14 protein-coding genes and 1 pseudogene are annotated in these 16,217 nt (G+C 62.0%); 8 read left to right on the top strand and 7 right to left on the bottom strand.

From position 1 onward, the window contains the following. The first annotated feature begins 38 nt into the window (after positions 1-38). The 6 genes from B5526_RS16125 to B5526_RS16100 are packed head-to-tail and all read left to right on the top strand — an operon-like array spanning position 39 to position 6,451. On the top strand, positions 39-1,292 hold the full coding sequence (locus tag B5526_RS16125) for a substrate-binding domain-containing protein (RefSeq protein WP_079545035.1): 1,254 nt from the start codon (positions 39-41) through the stop codon (positions 1,290-1,292). A gap of 60 nt (positions 1,293-1,352) precedes the next feature. Next, positions 1,353-2,975 (top strand): urea ABC transporter permease subunit UrtB, encoded by a 1,623-nt coding sequence (gene urtB, locus B5526_RS16120; RefSeq protein ID WP_079545034.1) that lies wholly within the window; start codon positions 1,353-1,355, stop codon positions 2,973-2,975. Further along, complete coding sequence (gene urtC / locus B5526_RS16115) at positions 2,972-4,069, top strand: urea ABC transporter permease subunit UrtC (protein ID WP_079539437.1); 1,098 nt, start codon at positions 2,972-2,974, stop codon at positions 4,067-4,069. Before urtB ends, urtC begins: the two co-directional genes overlap by 4 nt. Beyond that, a complete protein-coding gene (locus tag B5526_RS16110) occupies positions 4,066-4,791 on the top strand; it encodes an ABC transporter ATP-binding protein (protein WP_079539435.1) in 726 nt (241 codons plus the stop codon). The genes urtC and B5526_RS16110 overlap by 4 nt, the downstream gene beginning before the upstream one ends. Positions 4,792-4,793: 2 nt before the next feature. Beyond that, on the top strand, positions 4,794-5,486 hold the full coding sequence (locus B5526_RS16105; protein WP_154071328.1) for an ATP-binding cassette domain-containing protein: 693 nt from the start codon (positions 4,794-4,796) through the stop codon (positions 5,484-5,486). A 26-nt stretch (positions 5,487-5,512) separates the two neighbouring features. Next, entirely contained in the window at positions 5,513-6,451 is a 939-nt protein-coding gene (locus tag B5526_RS16100) for an acetamidase/formamidase family protein (protein ID WP_079539429.1), read from the top strand. Positions 6,452-6,496: 45 nt separating this feature from the next. On the opposite strand, the gene B5526_RS39445 is transcribed toward B5526_RS16100, so the two are convergent. From B5526_RS39445 to B5526_RS16080, 4 genes and pseudogenes are all read right to left on the bottom strand, one after another. After that, entirely contained in the window at positions 6,497-6,631 is a 135-nt protein-coding gene (locus B5526_RS39445) for a hypothetical protein (RefSeq protein ID WP_283807623.1), read from the bottom strand. 227 nt (positions 6,632-6,858) lie between these two features. Further along, positions 6,859-7,251, bottom strand: coding sequence for a hypothetical protein (locus B5526_RS16090; protein ID WP_154071327.1), 393 nt, complete (start codon positions 7,249-7,251; stop codon positions 6,859-6,861). 133 nt (positions 7,252-7,384) lie between these two features. Then, positions 7,385-8,425: an NHL repeat-containing protein gene (locus B5526_RS16085; protein ID WP_172842055.1), complete on the bottom strand. Its 1,041-nt coding sequence runs from the start codon at positions 8,423-8,425 to the stop codon at positions 7,385-7,387. A 151-nt stretch (positions 8,426-8,576) separates the two neighbouring features. Further along, positions 8,577-8,741 (bottom strand): annotated as a pseudogene (locus B5526_RS16080) (JAB domain-containing protein); the annotation flags it as partial. Between the two features lie 337 nt (positions 8,742-9,078). Between B5526_RS16080 and B5526_RS16075 the strand changes: the two are divergent. Beyond that, positions 9,079-10,185 carry a hypothetical protein gene (locus B5526_RS16075; RefSeq protein ID WP_154071325.1) on the top strand — a complete coding sequence of 369 codons (1,107 nt, stop codon included), beginning with the start codon at positions 9,079-9,081 and terminating at the stop codon, positions 10,183-10,185. An 80-nt stretch (positions 10,186-10,265) separates the two neighbouring features. Here the strand turns inward: B5526_RS16075 and radC are convergent, their stop codons facing one another. The 3 genes from radC to B5526_RS16060 all read right to left on the bottom strand — a co-directional run bounded on the left by radC (position 10,266) and on the right by B5526_RS16060 (position 13,867). Beyond that, complete coding sequence (radC, locus tag B5526_RS16070; RefSeq protein ID WP_079545033.1) at positions 10,266-10,979, bottom strand: RadC family protein; 714 nt, start codon at positions 10,977-10,979, stop codon at positions 10,266-10,268. Positions 10,980-11,546: 567 nt separating this feature from the next. Next, entirely contained in the window at positions 11,547-12,371 is an 825-nt protein-coding gene (gene map / locus B5526_RS16065; RefSeq protein ID WP_079539420.1) for a type I methionyl aminopeptidase, read from the bottom strand. Positions 12,372-12,550: 179 nt separating this feature from the next. Then, positions 12,551-13,867, bottom strand: coding sequence for a mechanosensitive ion channel family protein (locus tag B5526_RS16060; protein ID WP_079539418.1), 1,317 nt, complete (start codon positions 13,865-13,867; stop codon positions 12,551-12,553). Between the two features lie 239 nt (positions 13,868-14,106). Here B5526_RS16060 and B5526_RS16055 point away from each other — a divergent pair, with 239 nt between their 5' ends. Next, the gene (locus B5526_RS16055) at positions 14,107-15,900 is read left to right on the top strand and encodes a potassium/proton antiporter (RefSeq protein ID WP_079539415.1); all 1,794 of its coding nucleotides are present in this window, start codon (positions 14,107-14,109) and stop codon (positions 15,898-15,900) included. Positions 15,901-16,217 lie beyond the last annotated feature (317 nt).

Here is a 16,217-nt window from a genome sequence, read left to right as displayed (position 1 = left end):
TGCTTGCACGATCCTGCTTGCACGAAGGGATGGAATTCATGAGCATGTTTTCACGGCGTTCGTTTCTTCAGGCATCCGGGCTCACAGCCGCAGCGTTGACGACGCCGATCGGCGCACCCGCGATCATCCGCTCCGCCCACGCAGCCAGCGGCACCGTCAAGCTCGGCTGCCTGTTCTCCTCCTCTGGAACCATGGCCAATATCGAGGGCCGCCTGAACCACGTGGTCCGGATGGCGGCCGACGAGATCAACGCCAAGGGCGGCGTCAATGGCCGCACCATCGAGGTCGCGGTGTCCGATCCCGCCTCCGACTGGCCGCTCTATGCGCAAGTCGCCAAGCAGATGCTGGACCAGGACAAGGCCGCGGCGCTGTTCGGCTGCTGGACCTCGGTGTCGCGCAAGTCGGTGCTGCCGGTGGTCGAACAGGCGGGCGGGCTGTTGTTCTATCCGCTGCACTTCGAGGGCGACGAGAATTCCAAGAACGTGGTCTATGTCAATTCGCCGCCGGCGAGCTCGGTATTGCCCGCCGTCGATTATCTGATGGGTGAAGAGGGCGTCAGCGCCAAACGCTTCTTCATGCTCGGCTCCGACTATGTCTGGCCGCGCACCATCAACAAGCAGCTAAAGGGCTACTGGAAATCCAAGGGCATCGCGGAAACGGCCTGGCAGGAAGAATACGTGCCGCTGGGCTTTTCGAACTTCCAGACGCTGGTCAATCAAATCCGCGCCTTCGCCGACAAAGGCGGCGGCAAGCCGATCGTGGTGCTCACCGTCGTCGGCTCGTCGATCCCGGACTTCCTGCGCGAATTCGCCAATCAGGGCATCAAGGCGACCGATGTGCCGGTGCTCGGCCTCGATATGGTCGAGGCGGACCTCGAGGGCCTCAACACTGAGCCTCTGGTGGGCCATCTCAACTGCTGGGCCTATCTGCAGAACGCCAAGGCGCCGGCGAACACGGCGTTCCTCAAGCAATGGGCCGACTACGTGAAGGCCAAGAACGTGCCCTTCAAGGCCGACGTCGCGATCGATCCCATGATATCAGCCTATGACGCCGTTCACCTTTGGGCGATGGCGGCGGCAAAGGCGAATTCGTTCGACGTGCCCGAGGTGCGCAAGGCGTTCGCTGGCTTGAGCTTCGATTGTCCGTCGGGCTACAAACTGGCGATGACCGCCGAAAACAATTACGTGTCACGCGGCGTGTTCATCGGCTCGGTCAACGAAAAGCAGGGTTTTGATATTCTGTGGCAATCCAAGGACGCGCCAAAGCCTGTTCCGTTCAGTCCTTACAGCTGATACGTGATCGGTTCGCGCCGCCGCTTGTTTGGTCCGAATCGGCCGCGATCGGTGGGCTTCATGCGTCCCCTCTTCATGCGTCCCCTGTTGGTTGCTGCGTTTTTTCTCGTCGCGGCGTGGACACCCTCGCCGGCCGCGGAGGGGCCGCGCGCGGATCTGATCGCAAAACTCTGCGGCGACACGGCTTCGCTTGGCGAGGCCGGCCGCGCTTTGACCGACATTGCGGCGGACGGCTCGGCGGATGAGCGGGCCTTCGCGGCGCAGGTCGCGCGCGCCATGATTGATCGCAAACTGTCTTGCGACGCGGGCGGCGCCGTCATCATCTCAAGCGAGGGATCGCTCGATGTCTTCACCCACACCCCGCGGCCCCTCAGTGAACCGAGCCGGTCGCCGCTGCTCAGCCTGAAGAATCGCGCGCTGTTTGAGACCGCCGATGCGGCATTGGCACTGCGCGCCTCACCCGATGTCGCGCGGCGCAGCGCGGCGTTGCACACGCTCGAGCGTCAAGCCGCTCAACTGCCCGAACGTCTGTTCGAGGCCGCAAGCGGGCAGGAGAGCGACCCGGGCCTGAAAGCGCAGATCATTGCGGTAGCGCAGGCCGCCGCGCTGAATTCCGCCGATCCGGCCAAGCGCATCGCCGCCCTGGCGCGGATCGCGGCCACGCCGGACCGGCGGGCGCTCACACAGGTTCGCGCGCTGATCGCCGATCCCGCTTACGCCGGCAATCCGGAATTCAAACGCGCGGTCGATGCCGCGATTTCGAAAATCGAGCGTGGCATCGCCACCGGCGACATCCTCGCCACGCTGTACAATGGCCTGAGCTTTGCCAGCATCCTGTTCATGGCCGCGATCGGCCTTGCCGTGATCTTCGGCCTGATGGGCGTGATCAATCTCGCGCAGGGCGAATTGATCATGATCGGCGCCTATGCCACCTGGCTGGTGCAGGAGGCGCTGCGCTATCTCGCACCCAGCCTGCTCGACTGGTACTTGATCGTCGCCATTCCGGTGGCTTTTTTTATTACGGCCTTGATCGGCATCGCGCTGGAAGCAATCCTGCTGCGCCACCTCTATCGCCGGCCCCTGATGAGCCTGCTCGCCACCTGGGCCGTCAGCCTGTTCCTGATCAATCTGGTGCGCGTCACCTTCGGAACCCAGAACCTCAATTTTGTCACTCCCTTCTACGTCACCGGTGGTGTGCCGGTGATCGGCGATTTTATCTTCACCTGGAACCGGATGTTTGCGATCGCCTTCGCGGTTTTGACGCTATCGCTCACTTGGGGCCTGATGCGATTGACGCCGCTTGGGCTGAACATCCGCGCGGTGACGCAAAATCGAACCATGGCGGGTTGCATCGGGATTCCGGTGCGCCGCATCGACAGGATGGCCTTCGGGCTCGGCTCGGGCCTTGCGGGGCTTGCCGGCCTGGCGCTGGCCCCGATCTACAGCGTCAATCCGCAGATGGGCCAGAATTTCATCATCGACAGCTTTATGGTGGTCGTGCTCGGCGGCGTCGGCACCATCGTCGGAACCGTGGTCGCAGCGCTTGGCATCGGCCAGGTCAACGTGCTGATCGAGCCTTTGTGGGGCGCGGTCGCGGCGAAAGTGATCGTGCTCCTGATGATCATCGCGTTCCTGCAGTGGCGCCCCGAGGGCCTGTTCGCCATCAAGGGACGCCGCAAATGAAGCCGCTTTCGAGCGATCGCAGCTTCCTGTTTCTGCTCGCCGCGGTGCTGGCGGTCGCGCTGCTGCTGGTGATTTCCATGGCGACGCCGTTCGGGCTTTCCGGCTATCTCGCCAATGCCGTCGGCCAGCTCGCGGCCTTTGCGGTGCTGGCGCTCTCGCTCGATCTGATCTGGGGCTATCTTGGCATTCTTTCGCTCGGACACGGGCTGTTTTTCGGCATCGGCGGCTATGTCGTCGCGATGCATCTCCTGAAGCATTCTTATGAAGTCACCGGCAAGGTGCCCGATTTCATGCAGTTCATGGGATGGCACGAGTTTCCGTTCTACTGGGCGGGGTTTGGCTTTTTTCCCTATGCGGTGCTGGTGACGGTCGCGGTGACGCTCCTGATCTCCGGCGTGTTCGGCTATGTGTCGTTCCGCTCCCGCGTCGGCGGGGTCTATTTTGCGATCATCACCCAGGCACTGGTCTATGTCGCGATGCTCCTGATGTTCCGGAACGACACGGGTTTCGGCGGCAATAACGGCATGACCGGCTTTGCCGTGGTGTTCGGCTGGCCGATCGGCCTCAAGAGCGTCGTCATCGCCATGGCGGCGCTCTCGGTGCTCGCGCTCGGCATAACCCTATTGGGTTGCCGGATGCTGCTCGCCAGCCGCTTCGGCAGCTTGATGATCGCTGCCCGCGACGACGAGATGCGCTTGCGCACGTTGGGCTATGAGACGTTGCGGCTGAAGCTGGCGGTCTGGTGCCTGTCGGCGCTGATCGCCGCACTCGCCGGCATGCTCTATGTGCCGCAGGTCGGCATCATCAATCCGCGGCTCTTGGCGCCGGAATTGTCGCTCGAAATCGCGGTTTGGGTCGCGATCGGCGGCCGCGGCCATCTGATCGGCGCGATGATCGGCGCGGTGCTGGTCAACGCCCTAAAATTCTGGCTGTCGGCGGCAGCTCCCGAGCTGTGGCCTTTTATCCTGTCGGGACTGATCATGCTGGTGGTGCTGGTGTTCCCCAACGGATTGGTCGATGTTGCGACGCTGAAGCTGGTGCGGCCGATGGGCCTAAAACGGCTTTCCTCCGAGACGCCGGAGTTGCGCGGATGAGTGCGGCGTTGCTGGTCGACAGCGTCACCGTCGAGTTCGGCAGTTTCCGCGCCATCGACGCGCTGTCGCTCGCGGTCGATTTCGGCGAGGTCCGCGCTGTGATCGGCCCGAACGGCGCCGGCAAGACGACCTTGCTTGACGTGATCTCCGGCATCACCCGCCCCAAGCAGGGCCGCGTCATCTTCGACGACACATCCGACATCACCCGATCAAGCGAAGCCGTCATCGCGCGGGCCGGCGTCCGGCGCAAATTCCAGAAGCCGAGTATCTTTGAGGGCCTGAGCGTCTACCAGCACATCGCCATCGGGGCGCAGGGCGGCTTTCGCCGCGCGCTGTCGCAAGAGGCGCTGGGCAAGCGGGTGCATGAGGTGCTCGAGGTGGTGGGACTGGCCGACTTCGCCGAGCGTCCGGCGTCGGAATTGGCGCATGGACAGAAGCAGTGGCTCGAGGTCGGCACCGTGCTGGCGTCGAACCCCAAGATCCTGATGCTGGATGAGCCGGTGGCCGGCCTCACCGAAGAGGAAACCGAACGCACCGCGGCGCTGGTGCGCAGCCTGAAGCGGCCCGATCGCGCCATCGTGGTAGTCGAGCACGATATGGATTTCGTCGAACAGATCGCCGACCGCGTCACCGTGCTGCATGAGGGCAAAACCCTGTTCGAGGGCTCGATGGCCAATGCGCGGGCCGATGAGCGCGTCGTCGACGTGTATTTGGGGCGTTGACCATGCGCTTCCGCGTCGAGGGGCTCGATCAGCATTATGGCAGCGCACAGGTGCTGCGCCGGGTCGGCTTCGAGGTGCCGCCAGGCGAATGCGTCGCCGTGCTCGGCCGCAACGGCGCCGGCAAGACTACGCTGCTGAAATGCCTGATGGGCGTGCTGCCGGCGACCCGCGGCCGGGTTTTGGTCGATGAGACCGAGATCACGGGCTGGTCGTCGTACCGACGCTCGGCCGCAGGCCTCGCCTATGTGCCGCAGGGCCGCGAGATTTTTTCTGAACTCACGGTCGGCGAGAACATCGATGCGGCGGCCCGCGCGCACGGCACTTTCGGCACCGCGACGGTCGAGGACACCATCGCGCTGTTTCCGATATTGAAGCAAATGTGGCGGCGTCCCGGCGGCGCGCTGTCCGGCGGCCAGCAGCAGCAACTCGCCATCGCCCGCGCGCTGGTGACGCGACCGAGCCTGCTCATCCTCGATGAGCCGACCGAAGGCATCCAGCCCAATTTGGTCGCGGCGATCCGCGACGTCCTGGCCTCGTTCAAGGGCAAGATCTCGCTGCTGCTGGTCGAGCAATATCTCGACTTTGCATTGAGCCTTGCCGATGCTTTCGTGGTGCTGTCGCGTGGCGGCGTCATCGAAGCCGGCCGCACCGAATCCTCCAGCCGCGAACTCTTGAGCCGGCACATCGCCATCTGAACCAAAACCAGCCACGGAGCAAACCTATGTCCCGCCGTCATGAAATCTCCTCGGCCCCCGAAAACATGGTGTGGGGATATATCGACAGCGCCACGCCGCCGGTGCTGGAAATCGCCTCCGGCGATACCGTGACGCTGCATTCCTTCCCCGCCGGCGGCAAGGAATCGCTGCCCGAAGACAAGAGCCTGGTGCCGCCGGATTATCTCTTGGCGCTCGACACGCTGGTGCAGGGCCCCGGGCCGCATTTCATCACGGGGCCGGTCTATGTGAACGGCGCGCGTCCCGGCGACGTGCTGCAGGTCGATATCGTCAGCGTGAAGGTGCGCCAGGACTGGGGCTTTGTGTCGATCCTGCCGCTGCTTGGCACCTTGCCGGACGAGTTCACCGAATATGAGACCATTCATCCGACCGTCGACCATGCCCGCCAGGTTTGCGTGATGCCTTGGGGCCTGGAGATTCCGCTCGATCCGTTCTTCGGCATCATCGCGACCGCGCCGCCGCCGGCGTGGGGACGCTGCGGATCGCCGGTGCCGCGCGCCTTTGGCGGCAATATGGACAACAAGGAACTGCGTCCCGGCACCACGCTTTATCTGCCGGTGTTCAATGAGGGCGCTCTCTTTTTCGCCGGCGACGGCCACGGCGTGCAGGGCGACGGCGAGGTATGCATCACCGCGCTCGAAACCGGGGTGACCGGCACGTTCCGTCTTACGGTTCGCAAGGACATGGACTTGAAATGGCCGTTCGCCGAAAGTGCCACCCATCTGATGTCGATCGGACTCGACGAAGATCTCGACGACGCTGCCAAGCAGGCGGTGCGCGAGATGGTGAAGCATATTTGCGAGCGCACCAATCTGTCGCGCAATCAGGCCTATATGCTGTGCTCGCTCGCCGGCAATCTGCGTGTCACCCAGCTCGTCGACGGCAACAAGGGCATCCACATGCTGCTGTCGAAGGCGTATTTGTGAGAGGCGCAAAATGCTCGCGGCGCCGGTCTAGAGCTTCCCTTCCGCTCACCGATCCGCCGGCGCATCCGGCATGATCTGCAGCAGCGGTTCCGGCGTGATCGAGATTTGTCCGGTAAACGGCCGATCGTGCGCTGCGATCAGCAGCACCGAGGTGGCTACGCCGGTCGCAAACAGACCCATCCAACGGCAGATGCCAGCCGGTTGTCGCAATGGATCATGGCGATCGCCAGCAACGCGCACACCGCCTGGAGGTAGAGGCAAGACCATTTGACGAAATTGACCTCCCGTGGATCGCAACTCTGCTAGCCTAGAGCATGATCCGGAAAAGTGGACACCGATTTTCCGGAAGATCGTGCTCAATCAAAAAGATAGAGCGGGATGACGATTCGAAGAAAAGTCATCGCGCTCTAGAGTTTCTCTTCCAGCAGCTTTTGGATTTCGCTTTCGCTGAACATGCCGTCGGACTTCAAGGCATAGGCGCAGTGCATTTCCAAAGTGCCGCTCTGCATCGTCATCTTCATCGCGGCCTTGTCCTTTACGTTCTTCAGCTTGATCAGCTTGAGGCCGTCGCGCACGGCGGCCTTTCCGAGATCATCCCGACAGATCACGCGCAGCGCCATGTTGAGGCGGTGGCAGGAGAGGTTGTCGATGAAATTCAGCCCCTCGGCATCGTCGGCCAGACTTTCCCAATCGACCTCATAGGGGATGGCCGCACCGCAGATCTCCTTGATGTCTTCCACGCGGGCGGGGAAGGTGGTGTCTTCCAATTCCTTGATTTTGCGGCGTTCGTTCATTCCCATTTGAAGGTCCTTTCAGGAAAAAGCTCGGTGCTTCGCGGTTGCGCTGGACGATCCCAGCCTGGGTTAATTTTTTCTCTACTACCATAATCCTACACGGAAAATCTGACATCTAAGCGTGCCCACGTGACATCAGCTAGCGCGCCGGCTTCGTCGTGTAGACCTGCACGCGGGAGTTGCCGGAGTCGACGACGAAGATTCGGGAATGGGCGGGGTCGGCGCTGACGCCCTTCGGAGTGGCGAAGTGCTTGTTGTCGGTGCCGTCCTCGCCGGCCTTCCCCAGGGTCCGGAAAAACTTGTAGTTCTGCGCATGATATATCTGAACGCGATGATTGCCTGAATCGACGATCAGGACGACCTTGTTCGCGGCATCGAACGCGATCGCGGTCGGGGCGTAGAAATGCGCGTTGTCGCCCGCCTCATAGGCGGGGATGCCGGTCTCGCCGAGCTGCGAGAGCGGCTTCAAGGTAGTGGCATCGTAGAGCATCACACGCTCGTTGAGCCTGTCGGCAATCATGATCTGGTTCGTTAGCGGGTTATATTCGGCGTCGCTGGGCTGGATGAGCTGATTGGCGTCGGTGCCGGGAACCCGGGTCGTGCCGAGCGTCGCGACGTAGCGGAAGCTCTTCGCGTCGAAGATCTGGATCCGCTCATTGAAGCTGTCCGCGACGTAGATCTGGCCGGCGACCGGGTTGATCTTGACCGATGCCGGCCGGTTGAAATGGGCATTGTCGATACCGACGACGTTGGGCTCGCCGATCGTCGCGACATAAGCGAGGCTCTTGGCGTCGTAGATCTGGACCCGCTCATTGCCGCCATCGACGACCAGGATATGATCGTTGGCGGCGTCGACGCAGACCCCGCTGGGCTGGTTCAGATGAATATTGTCGAGCGGGACGGCGACCCCGACCACGCCGATCGTGGCAATATGGGCGAGCGTCGTTGTGTCATAGACCAGAACCGCGTCATTGTTGCGGTCGGCAACCAAGAGGCGGCCTTGAGCGATGTCGACCGCGCTTGCCACCGGGTCGCTGAGAAGCGCGCCGGCGCCGATCGTTGCGGAGTAGGTGTAGGCTTGCGCCTTGGCCGGGCCGGCGGGGACGGTCACTGAGATCGCCATCACCGTCAGCCCACACGCCCACGTGGCCGCGCGGACGAAACGCTTTTCAAACGCCATTTCCCATATCGACGATCCGCCTATAAAATGCCAATCGCGCGTATCCTTCAACGCTCCGCCCATAACGGGCAATCTTGCTTCATTGTACGTCGTATCGTTCGCGGATTTGGTTCAAGGACCAAGCTGGGCTAGTCTAGCGCCGGTCCGAGACCTATATCAGCCGCAACCCCTTCATGCTGGCGTGTCCGTTCTTGCCGACGATAATGTGGTCGTGCACGGAGATGCCGAGCGGAGCTGCGATGCCGATGATCGCTTTCGTCATCTGTATATCCGCCTGCGACGGCGTCGGATCGCCGGAGGGGTGGTTGTGCAGCAAATCACTATGCGCGTTGCCGCAGTGATCTAACTCAGTTTTTGACTCCGCGGGCCACGGCAGGGGACAGCAACGGGGGCGTTAGTTGCGCTCGCGTCACCGACAGAGATTTACGCGAATGTTGGCCGGGCTTGTCGACCGGTCTTGGAGATCGAAAATAGAATTTGGGATTGGATTTCAAAATCTGTGTTGCTCGCGGGCAACAATGAGTTCGATCAATGCAAGAACTTCCGCTGAGGCCTGTAGTCTTTTCCGCATGGTCCAAGACGGCCTCCGATGTAGCGCCTGGCGCAATTCTTATGCAGTCCATGCCGTCGGGCGGACGTTTTTTGGGGCGCTCATGCGTCAAATCATTACTGCCTTGTTCGGTGCAACCGCGCTGAGTGTTGCCAGCCTTCCTGGCGCGCTCGCCGCCGACATGCCGGTGAAAGCCCCGCAAAGCGCCGTGATGGTGGATTCATGGAACGCTTATGTCTGGCTCGATGGTTCGTATCAACGTGTGAACCTGCCGACCTACAATCTAGGCCCGGCAACGAATGTCGGTGGAACGGCCACCTACGGAGCGCAAATCGTTAGCATCGACCCGCATGCCGATGGCTACGGCATCTCGGGTGGAGCAGGATATTTCCTGCCGCAAGGCCTGCTGTTTGGCTCGAACGTGAGGGTTGAAATCGGCGGGTCCTACGTGCGCGCGACCAGTTCGCAAAGCGCGAGCTCCGGCGCTTACAACTTGCCGAGTAGTACACTCCAAATGATGGATGGCCGGTTTGTGGCCAGCTTTTCCTGCGCCCAATTCGTAGGCCGCGGTCCCGGCCTATGCAACTCAACATCGACGGTGAACACCACCTACGACAGCTGGCAGTTCAACGGCAAAGTTGCGACTGATTTGAAATCCGGTGCGGTGACGTTTACCCCGTCGCTTGCGATCTTCGGCGGCACCAGCCGCAACGACCAGGCGCTGTCCCATTTCACCAATAACGGCTTTAGTGCGGACAACCTACTGTACAACGCGAATACGCAGTTGAGATGGGTCGATTGGGGCGCGCGGCTCGGCGCCGATACCGCCATCGCCCTGACGAACCAATTTTCGGTAGGCCTTGGCGGCTCCCTAGGTTTCGCAAACCGCCGTACAAATCTGTCTGGTAACGATTCCGTGGGGACTACGAACGCTGGCACCTTTGCGACTGGCGTTATCGGTGCCGACGCTAACAAAGGCGTGCTTCTCGCTAATGCCGAAGCCAACATCACCTTTCAGCCAATGAAGAACGTCTCGCTCAGGACCTTCGTCGGTCTGAACTATGACAATTCGGTTCCTGGTATTATGGCGCCGACGTTTTCCTGTCCGTTTAACGCTGCGCCGGCGTTGCCGGTACCGGCGGCAGCCGCTATCACATTTCAGGCCGAGACGAGCTACTATGCCGGTAGCGGGCTAACGGTGAAGTTCTGAGCGCGCAAGGCGGATGAGCGGAGCGTAACCGCTATTTCCGGTGGATTAGCAGGGTTCACCTTCTCTAATCCCGAGCTGTGTCATATCAGCTTCATCGCCTTCATGCTCGCATGTCCGTTCTTGCCGACGATGATGTGATCGTGCACGGAGATGCCCAGCGGGGCGGCGATGCCGATGATCGCTTTCGTCATCTGGATATCCGCACTTGACGGCGTGGGATCGCCGGAGGGGTGATTGTGCACCAGGATCACGGCGGTTGCCGACAATTCCAGCGCCCGTTTTATGACCTCGCGCGGGTAGACCGGGGTGTGGTCGACGGTGCCGACCTGCTGCACCTCGTCGGATATCAATTGGTTGCGTTTGTCCAGAAACAGGATGCGGAACTGCTCCTTGTCGGCGAACGCCATCGAGGTGCGGCAATAGTCGAGCACGTCGTTCCACGACGACAACAGCGTGCGCCGCTGCAACTGGCCCTTGGCGATGCGGCTTGCAGCGGCGGCGATCAGCTTTAATTGGGTAATGGTGACGTCGCCAACGCCGTCAACTTCCTTCAACCGCGCTTCCGGCGCGTGAATGACTTCAGCGAACGACCCGAATGTCTTGAGCAGCGATTTGGCGAGCGGCTTCATGTCGCGCCGGGGCTGGGCTGCGAACAGCACCATCTCCAACAGTTCGTAATCGCTTAAGGCGTCCGGCCCGGCGCCGTGAAAGCGCTCGCGCAGCCGCTCGCGGTGGCCGTGATAGTGCGGCGTCTCGGGGGATTGATCTTCAGGTTCGCTTGTCTTGGCGGGCATCGGCGCCAACCATGCCGTGTCGGTCAACTTTTGCAACCGCGAATTGTCGATGATGACGGGTTGATTTGCTAAAGTCGCCGTCCGGGAAAGCCGTTACCTAATTCGGCCATCAGGACAACGAGGACGCAACTTGCGAACAGGAACCAGCCAAGATCGGCAAGAGTGCTGGAAACCGCTAAGACCGAGGCTTGGCGGCGTGCCGTTTCTCCGACTATCTGCAAGGTCCGCAAATGCACCCGGATAGGATCGGGGTCGACGTGCGCGAGGCGGGCGGCGATACCCGTGATTGTCGTGCGGTGACCCGCTGGATAGAAGCCAGTATTCGATAAGAGCTCGGTATATTTGTCCTCGCCGTACAGCCTGAGCGAAGTCGTCGCCCATGCGGTCGCGATCGTCCGTCACCGGGTCGGCGCAAGGCGCCGCCCGATGACAGGCTCCGGCGGACGATCCAGTATTCCAGAGACATCAGCGATAGAGCCGAAAGGCCGCGGCGTACTGGATACCCCGCATGCGCGGGGTATGACGACCTCCTATGGAGCAGGCACAGCGCGTCAATAAGAACCGCGACTACCCCACCCCCGGCGGCTTTTCGCCATGACGCTGTGACAGCGTAAAAATCTCGACGCCGGTTGAGGTCACGCCGACCGAATGTTCGAACTGCGCCGACAGCGAGCGGTCGCGGGTCACCGCGGTCCAGCCGTCGGACAAGATCTTCACATGCGGCTTGCCGAGATTGATCATCGGCTCGATGGTGAAGAACATGCCGGGTTTCAGCGTCACGCCCTCGCCGGGCCGGCCGATATGGATGATGTTCGGCTCGTCATGGAACATGCGGCCGAGACCATGCCCGCAGAAATCGCGCACCACGCTCATGCCCTGCGGCTCGACAAAGCCCTGGATCGCGTGGCCGATGTCGCCGGTGGTGGCGCCCGGTTTGACCGCGGCGATGCCGCGCATCATGGCTTCATAGGTCACTTCGATCAGCCGTTCGGCCTTGCGGGCGATCGCGCCTACCGCGTACATCCGGCTGGAATCGCCGTACCAGCCCTCGACGATGAAGGTGACGTCGATGTTGACGATGTCGCCTTCCTTCAGCGCGCGGTCGCCCGGCATGCCGTGGCAGACCACGTGGTTGATCGAGGTGCAGGTCGAATAGCGATAGCCGCGATACATCAAGGTCGCCGGATAGGCGCCATGGCTGAAGGCGAACTCGCGGACGAACTCGTCGATCTCAGAGGTCGGCACGCCCGGCTTGACGATATCGGTCAGTTCATCGAGGCATTTCGCGACCAGCGCGCCTGCCTTGCGCATGCCGGCAAAGCCGCTCGGCCCGTGCAGCTTGATCTGTCCGGTCTTGCGCAAGGAGGTATCTGTGGCTTCGATGTAGCTCATGGGCGGATCATGTCTTCGCGTGAAAAGGGGCCGAAAGGGGTGATTTGTCGGCCTAATTTAATGATCGGCGCGGTCAGCGCAAGCCAAGGTTGGGCCGCCCAGAGCTGTTGTGAAGGCTGGTGCGGCGAGGGGAACCAATGGATTTAGCCACCCCGGATTTGGGCTTGGGGTGCCCGCCGTCAGGTCGTCGCGTCGACCATGGTCTCCACCGGCAAGGCGCCGCCGCGGACGCGAAGTTCGCGCACCGGATAGGGTACCTGGATGCCCTCGCGCTTGAAGGCGTCCCACAGCGACAGCATCACCTCGCTCTTGACGTTGTCCATCCCATCGGGGTCGGCGATCCAGAAAGTCAGGGAAAACTTCATGCCGGCCTCGGCGAATTCGACCAGGAGGCAGTTCGGCGGCTTGCTCTTGATGGCGCGCGGGGCCGCTGCGGCAATATCCACGGCGAGCTTGCAGACCAGGCGCGGATCGGCGTCGTAATTGGTGCCGAAGGTGACCTTCACCAGTGTGTTCTTGTCGGTGTAGGTCCAGTTGACGACTTTTTGGGTGACCAGGTCCTCGTTCGGGATCAGGAATTCGCGGCCGTCGCCGGCGGCGACCGAGATGTAGCGGGTCTTCATCTCGTTGATGCGCCCGGTAGCGTCGCCGATGGTGACGAGATCGCCCGGCTTCACCGATTTGTCCGCCAAGAGGATGATGCCGGAGATGAAATTGGCGATGATCTTTTGCAGGCCGAAGCCGATGCCGACGCCGGCGGCACCGGAGAAGATCGCGAGTGCCGACAGGTTGATGCCGACCGCGCTCATCACGACCGTGACCGCGAAGGCCATCAGGGCGAGGCGGATGATCTTGATCAGCAGCACCTGGAGCGACGGCGTCAGGTCGCTGGTTTGCGTGATCCGGCTCTCCACGAATTTGCTGGCGATATTGGTGAACCACAGCGCGACCGCCAACAGCACCGTGAGCTTGATCAGGAGCAGCGGCGTCAGCCGCAATCCGCCGACCATGATCGCGACCGAGTCGAGCGCGTCGATCACCGGATCAAGCTCGCCGAGAATGCTCAACGCCGCCACCAGCCACGCCGACAACGACACCAGGCGGACGAGGAAGGTGTTGCGAATGACCGACGTGACGAGGAGGATGACGAGCCAGGCAAATGCCAGCTTGGCGGATATGCTGAGCAGGTAACTTCGGCTCGGCCAGGTCGACGCCACCATGATGGTGCGCGCGATCCGCATCAACAGCGCGAACATCGCGGTCGATGCGCTGCCGACCAATACGCGCATGAACAGCCGCAGCGGCGCCGGCCAGCCCATGCCGAGGGAGGTCATGTCGATCCGCGCGCGGATCGCGGCGCCCAAGGCCAGCGAGATCCCGGCGCCGGCCAGGATCAGGCCGAGCTGCAGATAGAACCAGGGTGAGGCGACCTCCGCGCCGACCGAACGCGCGGCGGCATGCAGGACATCGATGACGTCAGTGAGGTCGAAATCCATCTTCAAAACCCATCATCAAAATCTCATCCCAGAGTCGCCCGGCAAGTCGGATCGTCAGTCAAACCTGATTCGAATATCGTCCAGATTCCCACAACCGCGGCGCCCGCACCATCGATACGAGCGCGAGTTGAGGCCGTCAAATCGGGCACTTTGCCGCTCCAGCCAGAAATGGGTTGGCGATGAACTGTGGCGACGATAAGGATGCAAGCTAAGGTATTTGCTTTTGTTTTCGGAGGTTCATGGCTTCTCTCGATTCTGTCAGCCTGGCCATTCTGTTGGGCTCGGTCCTGGTGATGGCAGGCATCCTGTCGAGCCTGCTCGCGCTGCGCTTCGGCGCGCCGCTACTGCTGGTGTTTCTGGTGATCGGCATGCTGGCCGGCGATTCCGGCCCCGGCCAGCTGCAGTTCGACGATTTGCGCACCACCTATCTGGTCGGCTCGGTGGCGCTTGCGCTGATCCTGTTCGACGGCGGTTTGCGGACGCGCTTTCAAAGCATCCGCGCGGTATTGGCGCCCTCGATGGTGCTGGCCACCGTCGGCGTGCTGCTGACCGCGCTGATCACTGCACCGGTCGCCAAATATGCGCTCGATCTGAACTGGACCGAGGCGCTGCTGGTGGGTGCGGTAGTCGCATCGACCGATGCGGCGGCGGTGTTCTTGCTGGTGCATGCGCAGGGGCTCCGATTGCGCCCCCGCGTCGGCGCGACGCTCGAGGCCGAATCCGGCACCAACGATCCGTTCGCGGTGTTTCTCACGCTGATGCTGGTCGAGCTCATTTCGGTCGGTCACAGCTCGGCCTGGCATGTCGTGCTGGAATTTTGCCGCGAGGCGGCGCTGGGCGCCCTGATCGGCGTGGTCGGCGGGCGTCTGGTGGTGATGGCGCTCAATCGGGTCGCGCTGCCGCAGGGCCTGCACGCGCCCTTTGTCACGACCGCAGCGCTGGTGATTTTCGGCGCCGCGCAGCTCGGCCATGCCTCGGGATTTCTCGCCGTCTATCTCGCCGGCATCATCATCGGCAACCGGCCGACCCGGGCGCATAATTCGGTGGTGACGTTTCTCGACGCCGCGACCTGGCTGGCGCAGATCGTGATGTTCGTGCTGCTCGGGCTTCTGGTCTCGCCGCAGCGGCTGATGAGCAGCGCCGTGGCGGCCGTGATGGTGGCGCTGGTCTTGATGCTGGTGGCGCGGCCGATCGCGGTGTTTCTGTGTCTGGCGCCGTTTCGCTTCAACTGGCGGGAGAAGATGTTCATCGCCTGGACCGGCCTGCGCGGCGCGGTCGCAATCTTCCTGGCGTCGATCCCGATGCTGGTCGGGCTCTCAAAAGCCTATCTCTATTTCGACGTCGCCTTTGTCGTCGTCATCATCTCGCTATTGCTGCAGGGCTGGACGCTGGCGGCCGCGGCGCGGCGGCTGCATGTGGCGCTGCCGCGCGCCGATCGCGGCCCGCGCCGTGTTGAGCTGGACTTGCCCGGCCAGCTCGAGCAGGAACTGGTCGGCTATTCCGTGCGCCCCAAGAGCCTGTTCTTCCGGCGCGGCCTCATTCCTTCCTGGTCGAAACCGACGCTCGTGATCCGCGACCAGCGCATCCTCTCGCCCGTGGAAGCCGATCCGATTGCGCCGGGCGACTACATCTATCTGCTGGCGCCGCCGGAAAAGGCCGCGGCGCTGGACCGCTTCTTTGTCGACATGCTGCCGAGCAGCGCGCCCGACCCGCATCTGCTCGGCGATTTCATCGTTTCGGGCGAGCACACGCTTTCCGAACTTGCCGAGATCTACGGCGTCAAAGTGAACGAGGCGGACGCAAAACTGACACTGGCCGATTATTTCGACGTGCATCTCGATCACGCCCCGAGGGAGGGCGCGGAGCTTGCTCTCGATTCCATCGTTCTGGTGGCGCGCAATATCGGCGGCGGCCGGGTCAATGTTGTCGGATTGAGGCTGCCCGAGGACGAGGAAGACAGCGGACCCTTGACTCGCATGCAGACGCTCAAGCGCAAGCTCGGCGACCTCTGGGCGTCGGTGGCGGGGGTCTAGATTACGAAATTAGGGTATATCAACTACTTTACCAATACGATCGTTCGCCAGTTGCGTGTCCGGCTCGGAAGAATTGGGCTGTCCTTCCTAGCCAGATGCCTTGGTTCCCCGCACGAAACAGTTAGAATATGGGGCATGCCGGTGCCACATGCCATCGATTTGAGCGGAACGAACATCGTCAAGGGCGAAATTGAGAAGATCACCATGTCGTACGATCAAAGAATTCGTCGTGAGTCATAGAGCCGAGAGCAAGCGGGGATACTCGTTCGCTCACGTCCGCATTACGTGACAGTGCTCTCAAGATATTTTACCCATGC

It is taken from the genome of Bradyrhizobium lablabi (assembly GCF_900141755.1).
GTDB lineage: Bacteria > Pseudomonadota > Alphaproteobacteria > Rhizobiales > Xanthobacteraceae > Bradyrhizobium > Bradyrhizobium lablabi_A.
The sequence above is the reverse complement of the archived record's forward strand: the minus strand, read 5'-3'. Positions and strand labels throughout refer to the sequence as shown.